The following is a 20,609-nucleotide window of genomic DNA, read 5'->3' as shown; positions in this document are numbered from 1 at the left end:
GCACCTCCTGGGTGACGCTTGTTTCGGTTGGGACAACCTATCGATCTGGAAAGGGCGTTGAGCCTTCGATGACGGAATCGACCGCTCGTCTCGTGCTGCTTTCTCCCACCCGCCTGGCCGACGTGCGCCGGCGAGCCGGCGACTACGGCGACACCACCATCGCCCGGGCGTGCGCCATCGCACTGGCCCACTGGGCGACGGGACGAAGCCCCGACGGCCTGGAGCTCACCCCGAGCACCCTGTTCGCCGACGTCCTCGGCTGGGCGGACAACGGCGGCGCGGGAACGGCCGGCTGGGAGGTCGGGACGGACGGCCGGCACGGCCCGGACGGCCGCAGCATCACCCTCCCGGACGGTGTCGTACGGGCCGACGCACAGCTGGCCCTGGACGACCTGGCCGACTTCCCGGACCGGCCCCTGTCCACCATCGGGCCCTCCGGTGTCGCGGAGCGGCTCGCGACCCTGGCCCGGTGGAACGACACCGGGGCGGACCGGATCCGCCCGACCGTCGTCGAGATGTTCCGCGAGCAGGCACGCCTGCGGCCGGACGCCGTCGCCGTCGTCGACGAACACCGCTCACTGACCTACCGCCAGGCGGCCCAGCTCTCCGCCCAGCTGGCCCACCACCTCGTCGAACGCGGCATCACGTCCGAACAGGTCGTCGCCATCTCCCTGGACCGCTCCGCCGACATGGTGATCGGCCTGCTCGGCGTGCTCCAGGCGGGCGCCGCGTTCGTACCGCTCGACCCGCAGTGGCCCGCCGCACGCCGCTCCGTCGTCATCGCCGACGCACGCGTCGTCCTGCAGCTCAACGACTCGGGCGCACACGCCCCGGAGGAACCGGAAGCCGTGCCGGTCGACCTCGGCGACTGGCGGTTCGGCTCCTACCCCGACACGGGGACCGGGGTCACCGTCCCCGGCGACGCCCTCGCCTATGTGATCTTCACGTCCGGTTCGACCGGCCGCCCCAAGGGCGCGATGATCCGCCACGAGGCCATCAGCGAACGCCTGCTGTGGCAGGTCGAGGAGATCCTGGGCTTCGGCCACGACGACGCCTCGCTGTTCAAGGCACCGTTGTCCTTCGACATCTCCATCAACGAGATCTTCCTGCCCCTGGTGTGCGGCGGCCGGCTGGTGGTCCTACGGCCCGGCGGCGAACGCGACCCGCACCACCTGCTGAGCGTGATCGCCGAGCAGCGCGTCACCTTCACCTACCTCGTCTCGTCCATGCTGGACGTACTGCTGGAGATCGCGGGCGACTCCGGACGGCTCGACAGCCTGCGCCACGTGTGGTGCGGCGGCGAGGTGCTGACCCCCGAGCTGTACGAGCGCTTCCGTACCCGGCTCGACATACCCATGTACCACGGCTACGGTCCGGCCGAGACGACGATCGGCGTCTCGCACGTCGTCTACCGGGGCGCCGCGGAACGCCTGTCGACATCGATCGGCAGGCCCAACCCCAACACCCAGCTGTACGTACTGGACGACGAGCTGCGTCCGGTCCCGATCGGGGTCGGCGGCGAGCTGTACGTGGGCGGCTTCCTGCTGGGGCGTGGATACGTGGGCGCGCCCGGCCTGACGGCCTCCCGGTTCGTCGCCAACCCCTTCGCCGCGGACGGATCCCGGCTGTACCGCACCGGCGACCTCGCCCGCTTCGCCCCCGACGGATCCCTGGACTTCCTCGGCCGCGCCGACAACCAGATCAAGATCCGCGGCATGCGGCTGGAGATCGAGGACGTCGAGGTCGGCCTCGCCGAGCACCCCGCGGTACGTCACACCTGCGTCGTCGCGAAGAAGAACACGGCCGGCGGAACCTACCTCGTCGGCTACGTCATCCCCGCCACCGGGAGCGAGGGCCTGCGCGCCGACGAGGTCAAGCAGTGGGCCACCGGGCACATGGTGGAGTACATGGTGCCCGCGCACATCGTCGTGATGAAGGAGTTCCCGCTCACCGCGAACGGCAAGCTCGACCGGGGCGCCCTGCCGGAGCCCGCCACCGGCGCGGGCGACCTCGCCCCGCCCGTCACCGAGAACGAACGCCTGGTGTGCGCGGCGGTCGCGACGGTGCTGCGGCGCGAAGCGGTCGGCGTCGACCAGGACTTCTTCCAGCTCGGCGGCGACAGCATCCTGGCGATCTCCCTGCTGAGCGCCCTGCGCGAAGCGGGCCTCCACGTCACCGCCCGCCAGATCTTCACCCACAGCGTCGTGGGCGCGCTGGCGGCCGTCGCGGACCGCGAGGCCGCATCCGTGGACCACGGCGACGTCGCCACCGGTACGGTCGTGGGCTCGCCCGTCGTGCAGTGGCTCGGCGAGACCACGGACGCCGTCGACGGCTTCGTGCAGTCGGTGGTGCTGAACACCCCGGCGGACCTGACGGCCGAAGGGCTCGACGCCGTCCTGACCGCCGTGGTCGCCCGGCACGACATGCTGCGCGCCAAGCTGATCCGAGGCGAGCGCTGGAGCTTCGAGATCCCGGAGGCCGACCGCGCGGCGGCGGGATGGCAGGAGAGCGACCGGCCGCTCGACGCGTGCGTCGCGCTCGCCACCGCCGGGCTGGACCCGGAGCACGGCGTGATGCTGCGCGCCGTCTGGCGCCGCGCGGCGCGCCAGCTGGTCCTGGTCGCCCACCACGTGGTGATCGACGGCGTCTCCTGGCGGATCCTGATGGAGGACCTCTCCACCGCGTGGCGTTGGCACGTCTCCGGTGCGCCGATCGACCTGCCCCCGGTGGGCACGTCGTTCCGGCGCTGGACGCAGCTGCTGGAGCGCGCGGCGTTCGACGCCGACCTCGCCTACTTCCGGCGGGCCCTGCCGGGGGCGGACGCCCCGCTGGGCCGGCGCGCGCCGGCCCCCACCGACACCGTCGCCCGGGAACGCACCACGACCCTGTCGGTCGGGCCCGAGATCACGGCCGCGCTGCTGGGTGAGGTCCCCGCGCGGTTCCACGCCGGGGTCAACGACGTGCTGCTGACCGCCCTCGCCGTCACCCTCGCCCGGTGGCGCCGTGACCTCGGCCAGGACCAGACGTTCGCGCACATCGAACTGGAGGGCCACGGCCGCGAAGGACGCCATGTGGCGGACTCCGCCGGTTTCGAGCCGGAACTCTCACGGACCGTGGGCTGGTTCACCACCCTCTTCCCGGTGACCGTCGACCCCGGTGCGGCCACCGACCTCACCTCGTCCGCGTACCTGGTCGCCGCGCTCAAGGCGGTCAAGGAGGACCTCGCCCGGGTGCCGAGCAACGGCCTCTCCTACGGGGCCCTGCGCTACCTGGCCGGCGCCGCCTTCGACGCGCCCCCGCCCCAGGTGCTGTTCAACTACCTGGGCCGGTTCGACGCCGGATCCGCCCATGACTGGGAACTCGCCCACACCACGGGCCAGTTGGGTGAGAAGCGCGACCCCGGGATGCGGCTGCCGCGCGCCCTGGAGTTCAACGCGATCGCCGAACCCGCCTCGGCCGGCGGCGCGTACGAACTGGTCACCACCCTCTCCTGGCCCGACGGGCTCTTCACCGACCAGGACGTCGAGACGATCGGCCGGTACTTCCGCGAGGCCCTGGCGGGACTCGCCGCACTGGCCGACCTCGACCTGGCCGCCCTCGGTCTGGGCGGCCACTCGCCCGCCGACTTCGCCGTACCGGCGCTCACCCAGGCCGACGTCGACGAGCTGGACGGGCCGGCGCTGCGGGACGTCCTGCCGCTGACCCCGCTGCAGGAGGGCCTCTACTTCCACTCCGTCTTCGACGACGACTCCACGGGCAGCTACGTCGAGCAGCAGCTCCTGACCTTGGAGGGAGAGGTGGACGCCGACCGGCTGGCGACGGCGACCACCCGCCTGCTCAGCCTCTTCCCCAACCTGGCCGCACGGTTCACGGCCCTCGCCGACGGCCGCGTGGTCTGCGTACTGGAGGCCGGGGTCCAGGCCCCGTTCACCACCCTGGACCGCCCCGGCAGTACCGACGAGGAGATCCGCGAGCTCGCCGAGCGCGACCGCCGCGCCGGGTTCGACCTCGCGAGCGGCCCCCTGATGCGGTACACGCTGATCCGTACGGGCGCCGGCCGCAGCGTCCTGGTGCAGACCGTCCACCACATCATCGCCGACGGCTGGTCGGTGCCGCCGATGCTCCGCGCGCTGCTGGCCGAGTACCACGCGCCCGGCTCCGTGCACCCGCTCGGCGGCTTCGGTGACTACGTGCGCCGGCTCGCCGAACGCGACGCGGACGAGAGCGACCGGGTGTGGCGCGAACAGCTCGCCGGACTGCCCGGCCCCTCGCTGGTCGCCGAGGGCCACACCCCGTCCGACCGGTTCGCCGACACCGCCACCTCGCCCGAGGGCGACATCGACGAGGCGGCCCGGTCCGCCGGTGTCCCGCTCAGCGTGGCCGTGCACAGCGCCTGGGCGGCGACGCTCGGCGGCCTCCTGCACGGCAAGGACGTCGTCTTCGGCTCCACGGTGTCCGGGCGCGACGCGGACGTGCCCGGCATCGAGGCCATGGTGGGCCTGTTCATCAACACGATCCCCGTCCGCGCCCGATGGGACGCCACCACCACGGCACGCGACCTGCTCGCCTCGGTACGCGACCACCAGAGCGCGGTGCTGGCGCACCAGCACGTCTCGCTGGCCCGCATCAGCCGGCTGCGCGGCGCCGGCCCGCTCTTCGACACCCTGGTGGTGTTCGACGTGGCGACCGACGTGGCCGCCCTGCGCGGGCCCGAGGACACCCTCGTCATCGGCGACATCGTGAACGAGGGCGCGCCGCACTACCCGTTGACCCTCGTGGTGGAACGCTCGCTCGACGGCCGTCCGCGCTTCAACCTGATCCACGACGGAGCGCTGGTGCGGGAGTCGACCGCCCGGACGGTCCTGCGGACCTTCACCCGCACCCTCGACGGCCTGCTCACCCGGCCCGACGACCTCGTCGACGACCTGGCGGCCACGGGCAGCACCCGGCCCCCGGCCCGGATCACCCCGACGACGCTGGGCGCGCTGTTCGACGCCGCCGCGCGGCGCGATCCCGCCGCCACCGCCGCCACCTGGTGCGCCCTCGACGGCGGCAGCCGATCACTGACCTACGGTGAACTGGCCGACGCGAAGAACGAACTGGCCACGACCCTGCGCGCGGCCGGCGTCCGGCCGGGCGAACGGGTCGCCGTGGCCGTCCCGCGCTCCCTCGAACAGGTCGTCGCCCTCGTCGCGATCGTCACCGCGGGCGGGGCGTACGTACCGCTGGACCTCGCCTACCCGGACGCACGGCTGGAGTACGTCCTCGCCGACGCGGCCCCACAGGTGGTGCTCGTGGACCGGGAACACCGGGACCGCTTCACACAGCTGCTGGCCCGGGCAGGCGTACCGGCCCGGGTGCTCGTACAAGGCGAGCAGCCGCCGCCGGAGGACGCCCGAAGCGCCCGGGTCACCCCTGATCCCGCCGACGTTTCCGGGCCCGACCTGCACGACCCCGCGTACGTGATCTACACGTCCGGGTCGACCGGCAGGCCCAAGGGCGTCGTCGTCCCGCACTCCGCCGTGGTGACCCTGCTCGCGAACACCCGGCCCGACATGGACTTCGGCCCGGACGACGTGTGGGTCCAGTTCCACTCGTACTCCTTCGACTTCGCGGTGTGGGAACTGTGGGGCGCGTTGACCCACGGCGCCGAACTGCTCGTGCCGGACTACGGACTGACCCGCTCACCCGTCGACTTCCACCGCCTGGTGCGCGAACGCCGGGTGACCGTCCTCAACCAGACCCCTTCGGCCTTCTACCAGTTCATCGAGGCCGACCGGCACGCCGACGAGCCCGCCACCGCCCTGCGCCGGATCATCTTCGGGGGCGAGGCACTGGACCTCGGGCGGCTGCGCGGCTGGGTCGAGCGGCACGGGACGGCCTCACCCGAACTGGTCAACATGTACGGCATCACCGAGACCACCGTGCACGTCACCCACCGGGTCCTGACCGACGCGGACTTCCGCCCCGGCGACGAGGTCAGCCCCATCGGGGGTCCGATCCCCGGACTGGTCACCCACCTGCTCGACGACCGGCTCCGCCCCGTCCCGCCGGGCCGGGTGGGCGCCATCTACGTCGCCGGCGACCAGCTCTCGCTCGGCTACCTGGGCCGGCCCTCCCTCACCGCGAGCCGGTTCGTCGCGGACCCGTTCGCGGGCGACGGATCCCGGATGTACCACACGGGCGACCTCGCCCGCCGTACCCTCGACGGCGAACTGGAGTTCACCGGCCGCGCGGACGACCAGGTACAGCTCAAGGGATTCCGCATCGAACTCGGCGAGGTGGAGGCCGCGATCCGGGAACTCGACGGTGTGGTCGACGTGGCCGTCACCGTCGCCGACAGCGCGGACCATCTCGTCGCGCACGTCGTGGGCCGGGTCCCCCTCGACGTCACCACCCTCGCCGGACTGCTGGCACCGAAGCTCCCCGTCCACATGGTGCCCGGCCGGGTCCTGCCCGTCGACGCCCTGCCACTGACCGTCAACGGCAAACTGGACCGCGAGGCACTGACCGCACGGGCCGCTTCGCAAGCCGCGGAGCAGGCCGCTGCGCACCCCGTACCGCAGACCGTTCCGCCGGCCGCGGCCGGCGCCGCGCTCACCGCACTGGTCGACATCTTCACCGAGACCCTGCCCGGCGTCGCCGTCGACGCCGACAGCGACTTCTTCCGGGCCGGCGGCGACAGCATCCTCGCCATCACCGTCGTCAACCGCGCCAGGGCACTGGGCCTCGCGATCGCCCCCCGGGACGTGTTCCTGCTCAGGACCCCGCGCGCGCTCGCCGAGCACGTGGCGACGAGCACCCCGCCGGCCGCCGCGCCCGCCGCACCCGCACCCCACGAGGACGGCCCGCTGAGCCCGACCCCGATCATCCTGCGCCGACGCGAACTCGGTGGATCACTCGCCCGGTTCGCCCAGGCCCGGACCGTGGTCGCGCCCGAGGGCACAGGCTTCGCCGACGCCGAGCGCGCCGCGAACACCGTCGTCGCCGCCCACCCGGCCCTGCGCCTGCGCCTGCGGACCGCACACGGCGTGTGGGCCCTGCGTACCGAACCCGCCCGCCCGGTCGCCGTCGTACGCAGCGCCGCACCCGACGCGACGGCCGCGGCGAACGAAGCCGCCGGACGGCTCGACCCCGAGTCCGGGGAGGTCATCGCCTTCGCCTGGCTGGAGGAGTCCCGGACCCTCGTGGTCACCGTGCACCACCTCGCCGTCGACGCCGTCTCCTGGGCGATCCTGCTGGACGACATCGCCGCCGCCCTGCGCGGGACCCCGCTCGCGCCGCCCACCACCTCCTACGCCGCGTACGCGCGGGCACTGGCCGACCGCTCCGCCCACGAGAGCGACGACCTCGCGCACTGGATCACCACCCTCCAGGCACCCCCGCTGCTGCCCGTGGCCGAGCGGCCGCGCGAGACCACCGTCGTCCTCGCACCCGAAATCAGCGACCACGTGACCCGGACCGCCCCCGCCGCGCTCGGCGTCGGCCTCACCGAGCTGCTGTGCGGCGCGCTGCGCACCGCGCTGACCCACGTCCAGCCCTCGCCCACCGACCTCGCGATCGAGCTGGAGCGGCACGGCCGCCTCCCGGCCGCGCCGCACCACGACTACACCCGTACGGTCGGCTGGTTCACCGCCATCGCCCCGGTGCGGCTCACGGCGCACACCGACCCCGTCGCCGCGGCCCACGAGGTCGCCGCACGGCAGCCGGACGAGCGCGCGCACGTCGCGTACGGAGGCCTGCGCTACCTCAACCCGCAGACGGCCCCGCTGCTGACCGCCCGCCCGCAGGTGCTGTTCAACTACCTCGGCCGGGGCGGCGAGTCGCAGACCCCGCACCTCACCGGCGTCGACGAGGGCAGCCCGTACGCCGTCGAGGTCAACGCCTGGACCGACGCGGCCACCGGCAGCCTGCACGCGGTCTTCACCCTCGCCGAGGGCGTACCCGACGCGATCACCGAGCACTGGCGCGCCGCCCTGGAACACATCGCGCTCGCCGCCACGACCACCGAGCGCACCGCGCCGGTCACCCCGCTCCAGCGCGGCCTGTTCTTCCAGGCGCAGCTGGCCGGCCCGGCCGGACACTACGTCGCGCAGAGCTGGTTCACCTTCGACCGGCGCCTGGACACCGACGCGCTGGCCGAGGCCATGGCCTGGGTGATCGCCCGGCACCCGGTCGTGGGCGCCGGCTTCACCACCGACGACGACGGCACGGCCGTCCAGGTCCTGGGCGCGGGCCGGCGGGTCGGCGTCCGTACGGTCGACCTCGCGACGGACGCGGAGATCGACGCCCTGCTCGCCCGCGACCGCGACACCGGCTTCGACCCCGGCGAGCCGCCGCTGATCCGCCTGACCGTGGTGCGGCTGCCCGGCGACCGCGACGGCCTGCTGCTGAGCTACCACCTGCTGCTGTGGGACGGCTGGTCCCGCGAGATCGTGCTGCGCGACCTGTTCGAGGCCTACGAAGCAGCCGTTGCAGGCGAGCTCACCCCCGCGGCCCCGGCGACACCCGCCTTCGAGGACTACGCCCGGGCGCTCGACGCCAAGGACCCGGCCGTCTCCGAACGCTTCTGGGCCCGGCACCTGACCGGCCTCCCCGGCCCCACGCTGCTCGCCGGACCGGCGCCCACCCTGGTCGACGACCTGCCCCGGACCCTCTTGCACACCCTCACCGCCGAGGACTCGCAGCTGCTGCGGGACCTCGCCCGCACCCACGGCGTCACCCTCAACGCGGTACTGACCGGCGGCTTCGGCCTCCTGCTCGGCGCCCGTACGGGCCGCGCCGACGCCGTGTTCGGCGTGACCGTCTCCGGCCGCGAGGGCGAGAACCTCTCCGAGGTCGTCGGCGTGCTGCTCAACACCGTGCCCCTGTGGACGCGGGCCCGGCCGGACGACACGGTCCGGGACTACCTGACGGCCGTACAGGCGGCCCGGGTCGAGGCGATGGAGCACGAGCACCTCGGACTCGGCGAGATCCAACGGGCCGCCGGCCACGACACCCTGTTCGACAACCTGTTCGTGCTCCAGAACTTCCTGGACATGGACGCCTTCGCCGAGATGAACGCCCGGCACGGCATCACCGCGGTCCGGGCCGACGACTCCACGCACTACCCGTTCACCTGGGTCGTCACCCCGGGCGAGCGGCTCACGGTCAAGCTGGAGTACCGCGACCACGACACCGCGGCCGCCCGCGCGCTCCTCGACGACTACCTGCGGGTGCTCGCGGACCTGGCCCGCTCCACCGGGCCGGTGGGCGCACTGCCGGGCGCGGGGCACGCGCCGGAGCCCGCCGCCCGGACGGACGTCGGCACCGACACCGTCGTCGACCGGTTCGACCGGGCGGCCGACCGGGAACCGGGGCGGGTCGCGCTCGTCGCCCACGGCCGCACCATGACCTTCGGCCTGCTCCGCGACCGCAGCCGGGAACTCGCGGGAGTGCTCGCCGCGCGCGGGATCGGACCCGAGAGGACGGTGGCCCTCGCCGTCCCGCGCTCCCTCGACTCGATCGTGGCGCTGTTCGCCGTACTGCGCGTGGGCGCCGCCTACGTGCCGCTGGAGCTGGACCACCCCGACGAGCGGATCGCCGCCATCGTCGCGGACGCCCGCCCGGACGTCACCCTCACCGTGAGCGCCGTGTCGCCCCGGCTGACCGGCGACCTCATCGCACTGGACCGGCCCCTCCCCGACGCCGAGCCGTTCGTGACCTTCGCCCCCAACGACCCGCACCGCCTGCGCCACCCCGCGTACACGATCTACACCTCCGGATCCACCGGCCGGCCCAAGGGCGTGGTGACCGAGTACGCCGGGCTCACCAACATGCTGATCAACCACCGGCGCCGGATCTTCGAGCCCGTGCTCGCCGAGCACGACCACCGCGTCTTCCGTATCGCCCACACCGTGTCCTTCGCCTTCGACATGTCGTGGGAGGAACTGCTCTGGCTCGCCGACGGCCACGAGGTGCACATCTGCGACGAGGAACTGCGCCGCGACGCCCCCCGCCTGGTCGAGTACTGCCTGGAGCACGGGATCGACGTCATCAACGTGACCCCGACCTACGCGCAACAACTGGTGGCCGAGGGCCTGCTCGACGACCCCGAGCGGCGGCCGGCGCTGGTGCTGCTGGGCGGCGAGGCCGTCACACCGACCCTGTGGCAGCGGCTCGCAGAGACCGAGGGCACGGCCGGCTACAACCTGTACGGACCCACCGAGTACACCATCAACACCCTGGGCGTCGGCACCTTCGAATGCCAGGACCCGGTGGTGGGCGTGGCCATCGACAACACGGACGTGTACGTCCTGGACCCGTGGCTGCGGCCGCTGCCGGACGGAGTCCCCGGCGAGCTCTACGTGGCGGGCGTCGGTATCGCGCGCGGCTACCTCGGGCAGCCCGCCCGGACGGCGGAGCGGTTCGTCGCCTGCCCGTTCGGCGCACCCGGCGAACGCATGTACCGCACCGGGGACCTGGTGGCCCGGCGACCCGACGGAAACATCGCGTACCTGGGCCGCACCGACCAGCAGGTGAAGATCCGCGGCCACCGCGTCGAACTCGGCGAGGTCGAGGCCGCGTTCGCCGCCCACCCGGCGGTCCGGTTCGTCGCCGCGGTCGCCCAGCCCGACCCGCAGGTCGACGGCGCGTACCGGCTGGCCGCGTACCTCGTCCTCGGTGGCCCCGGCGGCCCGGACGGCCCGGACGGCCCGCACGGCCCGGACCTGGCGGCGGTCGCCGCCGAGGTGGGCGCGGCGCTGCCCGACTTCCTGCGCCCGACGCACTACGCCCAGGTCGACAGCATCCCGCTGACCGTGAACGGCAAGGCGGACACCAAGGCCTTGCCGGAGGCCAGGCCGCTCGGCACGCTGACCACGGCGGGGGAGCGCGGACCGCAGACGGAGACCGAGACCGTGGTCTGCGAGTTCTTCGCCGAGTCACTCGACCTGGACGACGACGAGGTGAGCGCGTTGAGCGATTTCGTGTCCCTGGGAGGGCACTCCATGCTGGCGGTGCGGCTGATCGGCCTCCTCCGCCGCGAGTACGGTCCAGTGATCACGATCCGTGATCTGTTCACCCTGCGAACCCCCGAGATGATTGCCCGCCACCTCGATGAAAACTCCTGACACACAGCGGCCCCGACCGGGGTCCGACATCCTCCGGACGGCCCTGCGCCGCAACATCGGCGCCATGACCTGGGGCACGATCCTCATGGGCCTGTACCAGGCCGGTGAGACCGCCTTCCCCATCGCCCTCGGCCTGATCGTCGAGCACACGATGCAGGACCGCAGCCCCGGTGCGCTCGCCCTGTCGATCGGCGCCCTGGCCGTGATCATCACGACCGTGTCGCTGTCGTGGCGGTTCGGCATGCGCATCCTGCAGAAGGCCAACACGACCGAGGCGCACCGCTGGCGGGTGCGGGTCGCGGACTGCGGGCTGGAGCCCGTCGCGAGGGACGCCGGCCTCAAGTCCGGCGAGGTGCTGACCATCGCCACCGAGGACGCCGACCAGACGGCCGACATCATCGAGGTGGTGCCGCTGCTGATCAGCTCACTCGTCGCGGTACTGGTCGCGGCGGTCGCGCTGGGGCTGGCCGACATCCGGCTCGGCCTGCTGGTGATCGTGGGCACCGCCCTGATCCTGTCCATCCTGAGCGTGATGTCCAAGCGGATCGGCTCCAGCACCCGCGAACAGCAGGCCCGGGTGGCCCGCGCGGGCGCGAAGGTGGCCGACCTGATCACCGGCCTGCGCCCGCTGCACGGCTTCGGCGGCAACCACGCGGCCTTCCGCTCCTACCGGAAGGTCAGCGGCGAGGCCAAGCATCAGGCGATCACCGTGGCCGGGGTGAACGGCGCCTACGCGGGCACCGCGATGGCCCTCAACGCGGCGCTCGCCGCCGGCGTGACCCTGACGGCCGGTTGGCTGGCCTTCAACGGCGACATCACCGTCGGGGAACTCGTCATGGCCGTGGGGCTCGCCCAATTCATCATGGAACCGCTGAAACTGTTCTCGGACATGCCCAAGTACGTGATGATGGCCCGCGCGTCCGCCGAGCGGATGGCCCTGGTACTGGTCGCGCCCCCGGTCGCGACCCACGGGCCGGAGCACCCGGCCGCCGGCGGGAACCTGGAGATCGACTGCGTCCGGTACGGGGCCCTGCGGGACCTGAAGTTCCAGGTCCCGGCGGGCGAGTTCGTGGCCGTCGCCGTCTACCAACCGCGCGCGGCGGCCGACCTCGCCGCGATCCTGGCTGTACAGGTCCCGCCGCACGCGTACGAGGGGGCCGTGCGGGTCGGCGGGGAGGAGCTCGCCGCCCTGTCGATCGAGGCGGTCCGCGAGCACATGCTGGTGAACCCGTACGACGGGGAGATCTTCGCGGGCACCCTCCGCACCAACATCGACCCCTCGGGCACCAGCCGCACGGTCGCCGAGGCCGTCGAGGCGTCCATGCTGACCGATGTCGTCGCCCTGCACCGCGAAGGACTCGACCACGGCGTCCGCGACCGTGGCGCCAACCTCTCCGGCGGACAGCGCCAACGGCTCTCCCTGGCCCGCGCACTGGCCGCCGACTCCGACATCCTGGTGCTGCACGATCCGACCACGGCCGTCGACGCGGTCACCGAGCAGCTCATCGCCCGCAACATCGCGAAGCTGCGCCGTGGCCGCACCACCGTCGTGATCACGAGCAGCCCGGCCCTCCTGGACGCCGCCGACCGCGTACTGGTCCTGGACGACGGGGTCATCACGGCCGAGGACACCCACCGCAACCTCCTCGCCGAGGACGCGGAGTACTGCCTGGCGGTGGCCCGTTGACCCCTTGATCCGCCAGCCCGGACCCGAACCGTCCTCAGCCGAGCGCCCAGGCCACGTCCCGGAGCAGGGCCTGGCGCCAGCCCGCACGGTCGTGGGCCGACGCGGACCGGGAGATCCGAACGCTCGCTCCGGCCTGCTCGGTCAGGGACTCGACCAGCTCGCAGTGGGGCAGCATGCGCGTCTCGTGTTCCCCCACGTCGAAGGCGATCCGCAGGCCGGACAGGTCGGGGCGCTCCCGTAGCCGGGCGGCGACGGAGCCGCCGACCGGACCGCCCAGCGGGTCCGCCGACTTCACGGCCTCGGGTGTCCACCACAACGACGCCGACTGGCAGGCGACCCGGGACACGAGGTCGGGGAACTCCAGCGCCGCGTACACCGCGCTCAGCCCGCCGAGGCTCTGCCCGGCGACCACCGGACGCTCCGGGTCCGCGGGTACGCCGGACTCCATGACCAGCGGCAGGAGTTCGTCCCGGACCGCCTCCCACAGCTCCGGCCGGCACCCGAACTCGGCCTCCCGGTCCCGCGTCGGCAGGAAGACGAGGGTGACGGGGGGCATCTCGCCGGCCGCGACGGCGGAGTCGAAGGCGGTCATCGCCGGGTGCAGATACAGCCAGTCGTCCCCGTCCAGCAGCAGCACCACCGGGCCGCCGCCGCCCGCCGGGTGGATCCGTACGGTCCGCCGCCCGCCGAGCCGCTCGCTCGCCCAGCGGATCCGGGCCCGGGGAAGGGGCAGCACCGCGTCGGCGCCGGCCCCGACGGTCGCCCAGTGAGGCTGGGCCGGGGCGTCCGGGGTGGCGGCGACGGAGCGGTCACCGCCCGCCCCGGCCGGGTTGAGCGGGTCGGCGTACGCGGTGCCGTCCACGAGGAACTGGTAGGTCACCCGCAGCCGCGCGGGCATCCGGACCTCGGCGTACCAGCAGTCCGTGGCGTGCCAGCGGCGCAGGGGGACGTCCGGCGACCAGCTCTCGAAGCCGATGTGGGCCGCGGAGCCCCGCCAGAGGAACAGGGTCACCCAACCGCCGTCGACGGGCACCGACGAGGGAGCCCCCGCCGCCGCCCAGAACTCCTCGGATCCTGGCTCGCCGGGCAGTCCGAATGTGGCGAAGGCGTGCTCCACGGGCATGAAGTCTCCTTGTGCGGGGCGCAGTTAGGTGAGCCTAACTTTATAGCCCTCCCGGTGGAGCCGGGCCGGAAACCGGGCATCGCCGCGGAGGCCCGACCGAAGCCCCCGCCGGCCCGCCCCTGGGCGGCTTGAATGTGACGGTCCGGTCCGGGGCAGGGGGAGGATGACCTTCGAGGGGTCCGCGCCGGCGCACAACGATGGCGGGGGCACCGTGGATCGGCGGGGAGGGCATCGTGCGGGCAGTGGTATCGGCGGGGCGGACGGTGACGGGTCCGGGTGGGCGGGTGACCCTCGACGGGGCCGTCCTGTACGACGGGGGTCGGATCGTGGCGGTCGGGCCGCGCGCGGAGGTCGAGGCGCAGGGCGGGCCCGACGTTCCCCGATCGGCCTTTCCCGACGGCACCTTGCTGCCCGGCCTGATCGACTCCCACGTCCACCTCGCGCTCGACGCCGGCCCCGACCCCGTGGCCTGCCTCCAGGTCGCCTCGGACGCCGAGCTCTACGCCGGGATGGCCGAGCGGGCGGGCCGGTTGCTCGCCACCGGAGTGACCACCGCACGCGATCTCGGCGACCGGGGCGGGCTCGCCGTTCGGTTGCGGGACGAGATCGCGGGCGGGCACGTGCCGGGGCCGCGACTGCTGTCCGCCGGAACACCCCTGACCGTCCCGGGCGGGCACTGCTGGTTCATGGGCGGTGAGGTCGAAGGGGCCGACGCGATCCGCGCGGCGATCCGCCGCAACGCCGCCGCCGGAGTGGACCTCATCAAGGTGATGGCCACCGGGGGAGGCATCACCAAGGGCGGACCGGCCGGCTGGCAGGCCCAGTTCACCCCGACGGAGCTGGCATCGATCGTGGCGGAGGCGCGGCGCTTCGGGCTGCCGGTGGCCGCCCACGCCCACGGGACCGAGGGCATCGCCGCCGCCGTGGCCGCCGGTGTGGACACCATCGAGCACTGCACGTGGATGGGGCGGACGGGGTTCGACGTACGCGAGGACCTGGTCGATGCGATCGCGGCGCGCGGCATCGCCGTCTGCCCCGCGGCGAGCCCCGACTGGCGAGGTTTCGCGGAGCGGTTCGGCCGAGAACGGGCCGAGGAGATGTTCGGGCGGCTCCGGTGGATGGCGGAGCGCGGCGTACCGCTGTTGCCCGGTACGGACGCGGGCGTCCCGCACGCCGTGTTCGACGGCTTCGTCTCCAGCCTGGAGTTCTTCGGGCACATCGGGCTCGATCCGGCCCGGATCGTCGACCTGGCCACGACGGACGCCGCGCGGGCCCTGGGGATCGACGCGGACACCGGCCGACTGGCGCCCGGACTCCGGGCCGACCTGCTGGTGGTCGACGGCGATCCGCTCACCGACCTGGCCGCGCTGCGTTCGGTCCGGCTGGTCGTGGCGGGTGGGCGGACGGCCGGTCGGGGGTAGTGCCCGCCCTGGGCACGAGGGGTACGGGCAGCACGGGCAGCACGGGTGGCACCGGCAGCACGGGCAGCACGGGCGTGCGGGCCGCCGGGACGCGTTCCAGGACGCCGCCCGCGAAGACGTCGTAGAGCGGCAGCGTCTCCAGGTGGACGTAGCCGATGTGGCAGTCGCAGGTGGTGAGCGGGCACGGACGGGGGCCGAGCGCGGCCCGGTAGGAGCCGTCGTAGAGGTTGCCGAGCTCGGCGCGGACGAAGTGGCAGCGGCGGACCGTACCGTCGCCGTCCACCGAGATCACCGACTCGCCCGTGCGGCACGGCAGTCCGGCCGAGCGGTGCGGGCGCCGGCTGTACGGGAACAGCGGGTCGAGGGCGGTCCACGTGTCGGCCTCGGCGTCGTCGTACGTGTGGCCGTCGGCCGCGTTCACCCACAGGTAGACGTGGGAGGGCAGGGCGGCGCGCAGCCGGCGGGCGTGGTCCAGGTTGTCGGGGAGACCGACGATGCCGACGCTGTGGCGGATGCCCCGGTCGGCGAGGTCGCGCAGCTTGGCCAGGAAGCGGTCGTACGGAGTCTGCCCCGGGTGGTAGGTGCACCACAGGGCGAGCGTGGCGGGGTCGGCCTCCGCGAGCCAGTCCGTGCGGCAGCTCAGGTTGGTCTGGATGGCGACGCGCTCGACGTGCGGCTGGTGCGAGAGGTCGACGAGGGCGCGGCGGTACCAGGAGCGGACGAGGCCCTCGCCCCACGGGGTGAACAGCAGCGAGAGCCGGTCCTCCCCGGCCCGGGACCGCGCCCAGCCGGTGAACCGTTCCAGGGCGGCTCGGTCGGCGCGCAGCTGGGCCGTGGTGTCGCGCCGCTTGGCGAAGGGACAGTACGGGCAGTCGTAGTCGCAGGAGGCGAGCGGGCCGCGGTAGAGCAGGGTCAGGTCCACGGCGGCTACTTGGCCTCGTAGGCGGCCATCGCGGCCCGGACGGCCGGCGAGAACAGCTCGGGGCCGAGCGCGTCGGAGTGGGCGAGGCCCTCGGGGGACAGGCGCAGGAGCGGACCCCTACCGTCCTGCTCCAGCCAGCCGCGGGCGGCGAACGCGGCCAGTTCGGCCGGGAAGTCCTCGTGCGGGCCGGCGCCGAACCGCTCCCGGTAGTCGGCGACCGGCATGCCCTGCGCCTGGAGGAGCGACTGCAGGAGGTGGCGGCGGCGCGCCTCGTCGCCGTTGGTGGGCCGGCCGTGGACGGCGCGGGTGAAGTCCTCGGTTCCGGTGTAGTCGTCGATGATCCCGCGGATCTCGCCCATGTCGACCGCGTAGTCGAAGGAGTAGTGCAGCGCCGAGGTGTAGGAACGGGCCCCGCAGCCCAGGCCGATCATGCCGTCGGTCTGGCAGGCGTGGTCGTCCGGTCCCTGGGGCGCCGTACCGGCCAGCCGGAACATGCGCATCGACACCTGCTCGTAGCCGTGCGCGAGGAGGTGGTCGCGGCCCTGCCGGTACAGGTTCAGGCGCTGCTCGTCCCAGGCCCGGTCGGTCAGGGCGGTGCGCCGGGCGAGCCCGGTGAGGGGGCGCACGTACAGGGGGTACAGGTACAGCTCCTCGGGGCGCCAGGCCAGGGCGGCGTCCAGGGAGGTGCGCCAGGTGGCGGGGGTCTGGCCGTCGATGCCGTAGATGAGGTCGATGTTGAGGACGGGGACGCGGGCGTCGCGGATCCGGCCGAGCGCCGCCTCGACATCGGCGCGGCGCTGGGGGCGTACGGCGGCCCGGGCCTCGTCGGGGAGGAAGCTCTGGACGCCGATGCTGACGCGGGTGGCCCCGCGCTCGGCCAGCACGGCGAGCCGGTCCGCCGTGGCGGTGGCGGGGGAGGTCTCGACGGACAGCGGGACGGCGCGCAGGTCGGCGCCCATGCGCCGCTCGGCGATGTCGCAGAGCCGTTCCAGTTCGAGCGCCGTCAGGAAGGTGGGCGTCCCACCGCCGAAGGCCGCGTTGGCGAAGGAGACCGGGCCGTCGTCGCCGAGGGCGTCGCGGACGGCGACGGCCTGCCGCTCCAGGGCGTCGAGGTAGCGGCCGGTGAGCCCGTCGGGGGCCCCGATGCGGGTGAAGAGGTTGCAGAAGCCGCAGCGGATCTCGCAGAAGGGTATGTGGAGGTAGAGCGAGAGGGCGTCCTTGCGCTCGCCGTGCCACAGGTCGCGCAGCGCCGGCCGGTCGGGCAGCGGGCGGTAGGCGGTCTTGTGGGGGTAGGCGTACACGTAGGCGCTGTACGGGCGGATCTCGGGCGGGGCGGTGGCCGCGATCGGGGCGGGCGCGAGGGCGGTCATGCGGACGGCTCCAGGAAGAAGTGGGCGTACGGCACGGTCCAGACGGCCTGGTGGGCGAGACGGTGGCCGGTGTAGCCGTCGTCGCCGTAGGTGGTGCCGTGGTCGGAGCAGACGATGGCGAAGCAGCGGCGGCGGGAGCTCATGGCGGTGAGGAGCCGGCCGATGTGTCGGTCGATGTATTCGAGGGCGGCGGCGTGCGTGGCGCGCGTGTCGCCCGCTTCGGCGGTGGCGCCGGGCAGGTGGAACCAGTTGGGCTGGTGCAGCGCGGAGGCGTTGACGAAGAGGAACAGCCGCTGTTCGGCCGGGAGCGCGGCGACGACCTCTTCGGCCCGTTCGACCTGGGCCTCGAAGGAGGTGGGGGACGCGACGCCGAAGGCAGGCTCCCAGTGGCTCTCCTGGAACATGCCCGGGAGTACGTCGCCCAGCGCACCCTGCTTGTTGAAGAAGCCGACGCCACCCACGCACACCGTGCGGTACCCGGCCGCGGCGAGGCCGGAGATCAGGTCGGGGGTGTCGAAGACGTAGGTGCGGCCGGCGGTGGTCTCGCTGCCGGCGAACCGGGCGGCGAACAGCCGCGGGTGCGGACCGGGCCGGGCGGGGGTCGGCAGGAAACCGGCGAACATCGCCTGGTGCGAGGCATAGGTGAAGCTGCCGGGGGCGTGCCGCTCCTCCCAGACGCCTCCGGGCAGGTGCCGGGCCAGGTTCGGAATGCGCCCGGCGGCGGCCAGTTCGACGGCGACGTCGTGACGCAAGGTGTCCAGGGTGAGCAGCAGCAGGTCGTCGCGGCCGACGACCTCGTTCATGTCGGGGAGCGGGAGCGCGGGGGGAGGGGTCTCAGGCGGGTGCACGGTGGTTCCTCGTGGGGTGGTGCTGTACGTGTCTTCGGATGGCGGCCGCCACTTGCGCGGCATAGGTGTCCTGGCCCTCGGCACCGCTGCCGGGCAGCCCGGTCAGGCCCGGCAGGAGATCACCGAAGGCATTGACCTCGGCGACGGCGAACCGACGCCAGCCGACGGCGGGCAGCAGGTCGACACCGACGCACAGGGTGCCCGGGAAACAGGCGGCGGCCCGCTCGCAGGTCCGCAGGGCCTCGGCCCAGGCGGGGCCCGCCGCCCGGACCGCGGCGGCGAGGTCGCCGCGCCGGCCCCCGAGATGGAGGTTGGTCATGGGGGTGCGGCTGGTGCGCACCACGGCATGGGTGGCCCGCCCGGCCACGACCACCACGCGCAGGTCGGCGGCCCCGTCCCCGAGGGAGGCCTTTGGCCACCAGCGTTCCACGTGGAGTCCGTCGGGGGCGAGCGCGTCGACCAGCGCGGCGACCTCCGCCTCACGCGTGAGGCGCCGTACCCGCAGGGAGTTGTACAGCCCTCCGCCCTCCGCGCTCTCCACGGAGGTCGTCGCCCTGATCCGGCCCCCGCCGGCCGTCTCGACGGCGACGACCCCCGAGGCCGAGGACCCGTGGGCGGGCTTCAGGAACACCCGCGGCATGCCATGGCCGGCCATCAGGGTCCGTACGTCGTCCCAGCCGCGCACCGGAGCGCCGCCGCCGGAGGTCGGCGACCGCGGCACCGGGACCCCGGCGCGCGCGAGGGCCTCGTGGCAGAGCCGCTTGTCGAAGAGGACGGCCAGCTCGTCGGGGTCGTCGAGGCGCCGGCCGCCGGTCAGCGTCCGGACGGCCGCCAGGAAGGCGGTGTACCAGCGGGCCCCGCCCGCCACCCGGGTGGGGTCACCCGAGCCGCGCAGCAACCGGTCCACCTCCGCGTTCTCCCCGGGCGACTCGATCCGTACGATCTCGTCGGCGGCGAAGGCCGCGCCGCCGCCCCGCAGGACCTCCGTCCAGGGCACGACACGCGGCGCGGGCAGCCCGGCGTCGCGCAGCGCCCCGGAGAACAGGTCGACGCGCCGGTTCTCCGGGTTTCCGACGACCGCCCAGCGTGGCGGTGGTGCGTGGTCCGTCATGGCGGGTGGCGCGCTACTCGCCGACGGCGACGTAGCGCCAGATCCGGCCGTCGTAGTCGTCCTCGTCGGCGTGGCCGCGGTTCAGGTCGAGGGTGACGCCGGTGGCGCCGAGAACCTCCTGGAAGCGTTCGAGCAGGGCCGCACCGAGGTAGTTGTGGTGCAGGTCCAGCTTCTTGAGGTGCGTGAGGGGCTGGCCGGCGAGCAGGGCGGCGCCACCCTGCTCGGTGAGGACGCCCATGGACAGATCGAGGGTCTCCAGGCGGGCGACGACCGGAGCGGACGCGACGGCCGTGGCGATCTCGTCCTGGATGTCGCTGTTGCGCAGGCCCAGGTGGCGCAGGCGCGGCAGGCGGTCACCGTCGAGGATCGGCGCCACGTCGGTGATCGCCGCGTCCCCGCCGTAGTTGCTCGTGCCGAGCCACAGGTCGAGGTGCTCCAGGGCGGGCAGGTCACTGCCGGCCACGCCCCGCACCGACGCGGCGGGCATGCCGCCGGTCTCGACGGTCAGGGAGCGCAGCGTGTGGTGCGTGACGGCGGGGAAGACCAGCCCGGAGCCACCGCGCACGCCGAACTCCTCCAGCTCCGGGAAGCCTTCGAGGAGCGGGCCGATGTCGCTCTGGGTGATCCAGGAGATCTCGCACTGCTCGGACTCCATGTCCGCGAGGAACAGGCCGCGCAGCGCGGGCAGGCGCGGGCGTGCGTCGAGGAGGGCGCCGATGATCTCCTCGGGCCCGGTGTCGTAGGCCTCTTCCCAGGAGCCCACCACGATCGCGCGGACCAGGGAGGTGTCGACCGAGGCGGTGAACCGGGCGAACGCCTCGGTCCAGCTCTCCTCGCTGTCGTAGCTGTCGCAGGAGATCCGCCACGCGACGGCGTCCGCCGGGGGCAGGGGAGTGGTCTCCGCGTCCTCCGGGGTCGGGAAGTCGAAGACGGGCAGCCCGCACGATTCCGTCAGGTGTCTCGGGTAACTCATGGGGTGCCCGCCGTTCCTCGCCTGTCGCGTCCGATGTGCTGCA

General features: G+C 73.6%; 9 protein-coding genes. 3 read left to right on the top strand and 6 right to left on the bottom strand.

What is annotated here, in order from left to right:
- Nucleotides 1-68: 68 nt before the first annotated feature.
- Entirely contained in the window at nucleotides 69-11,111 is an 11,043-nt protein-coding gene (locus BCL76_RS18095) for a non-ribosomal peptide synthetase (protein WP_109780521.1), read from the top strand.
- Nucleotides 11,098-12,798 (top strand): ABC transporter ATP-binding protein, encoded by a 1,701-nt coding sequence (locus BCL76_RS18090; RefSeq protein ID WP_109780520.1) that lies wholly within the window; start codon nucleotides 11,098-11,100, stop codon nucleotides 12,796-12,798. Before BCL76_RS18095 ends, BCL76_RS18090 begins: the two co-directional genes overlap by 14 nt.
- Before the next feature lie 34 nt (nucleotides 12,799-12,832).
- On the opposite strand, the gene BCL76_RS18085 is transcribed toward BCL76_RS18090, so the two are convergent.
- Entirely contained in the window at nucleotides 12,833-13,921 is a 1,089-nt protein-coding gene (locus BCL76_RS18085) for an alpha/beta hydrolase-fold protein (protein WP_109780519.1), read from the bottom strand.
- 233 nt (nucleotides 13,922-14,154) lie between these two features.
- On the opposite strand from BCL76_RS18085, the gene BCL76_RS18080 reads away from it, so the two are divergent.
- On the top strand, nucleotides 14,155-15,342 hold the full coding sequence (locus tag BCL76_RS18080) for an amidohydrolase family protein (protein WP_309136848.1): 1,188 nt from the start codon (nucleotides 14,155-14,157) through the stop codon (nucleotides 15,340-15,342).
- On the opposite strand, the gene BCL76_RS18075 is transcribed toward BCL76_RS18080, so the two are convergent.
- From BCL76_RS18075 to BCL76_RS18055, 5 genes are read right to left on the bottom strand one after another with little or no spacing between them, the layout of a single operon-like run.
- The gene (locus tag BCL76_RS18075; protein ID WP_181382600.1) at nucleotides 15,272-16,264 is read right to left on the bottom strand and encodes an STM4011 family radical SAM protein; all 993 of its coding nucleotides are present in this window, start codon (nucleotides 16,262-16,264) and stop codon (nucleotides 15,272-15,274) included. The genes BCL76_RS18080 and BCL76_RS18075 overlap by 71 nt on opposite strands.
- 5 nt (nucleotides 16,265-16,269) lie before the next feature.
- On the bottom strand, nucleotides 16,270-17,634 hold the full coding sequence (locus tag BCL76_RS18070; protein WP_109780517.1) for an STM4012 family radical SAM protein: 1,365 nt from the start codon (nucleotides 17,632-17,634) through the stop codon (nucleotides 16,270-16,272).
- Nucleotides 17,631-18,437 (bottom strand): STM4013/SEN3800 family hydrolase, encoded by an 807-nt coding sequence (locus BCL76_RS18065; protein WP_109780702.1) that lies wholly within the window; start codon nucleotides 18,435-18,437, stop codon nucleotides 17,631-17,633. Before BCL76_RS18065 ends, BCL76_RS18070 begins: the two co-directional genes overlap by 4 nt.
- A 31-nt stretch (nucleotides 18,438-18,468) precedes the next feature.
- On the bottom strand, nucleotides 18,469-19,593 hold the full coding sequence (locus tag BCL76_RS18060; protein WP_109780516.1) for an STM4014 family protein: 1,125 nt from the start codon (nucleotides 19,591-19,593) through the stop codon (nucleotides 18,469-18,471).
- A gap of 13 nt (nucleotides 19,594-19,606) precedes the next feature.
- A complete protein-coding gene (locus BCL76_RS18055; RefSeq protein WP_109780515.1) occupies nucleotides 19,607-20,566 on the bottom strand; it encodes an STM4015 family protein in 960 nt (319 codons plus the stop codon).
- Between the last annotated feature and the right edge of the window lie 43 nt (nucleotides 20,567-20,609).

The organism is Streptomyces sp. CG 926, assembly GCF_003148825.1.
Classification (GTDB): Bacteria; Actinomycetota; Actinomycetes; order Streptomycetales; family Streptomycetaceae; genus Streptomyces.
The sequence above is the reverse complement of the archived record's forward strand: the minus strand, read 5'-3'. Positions and strand labels throughout refer to the sequence as shown.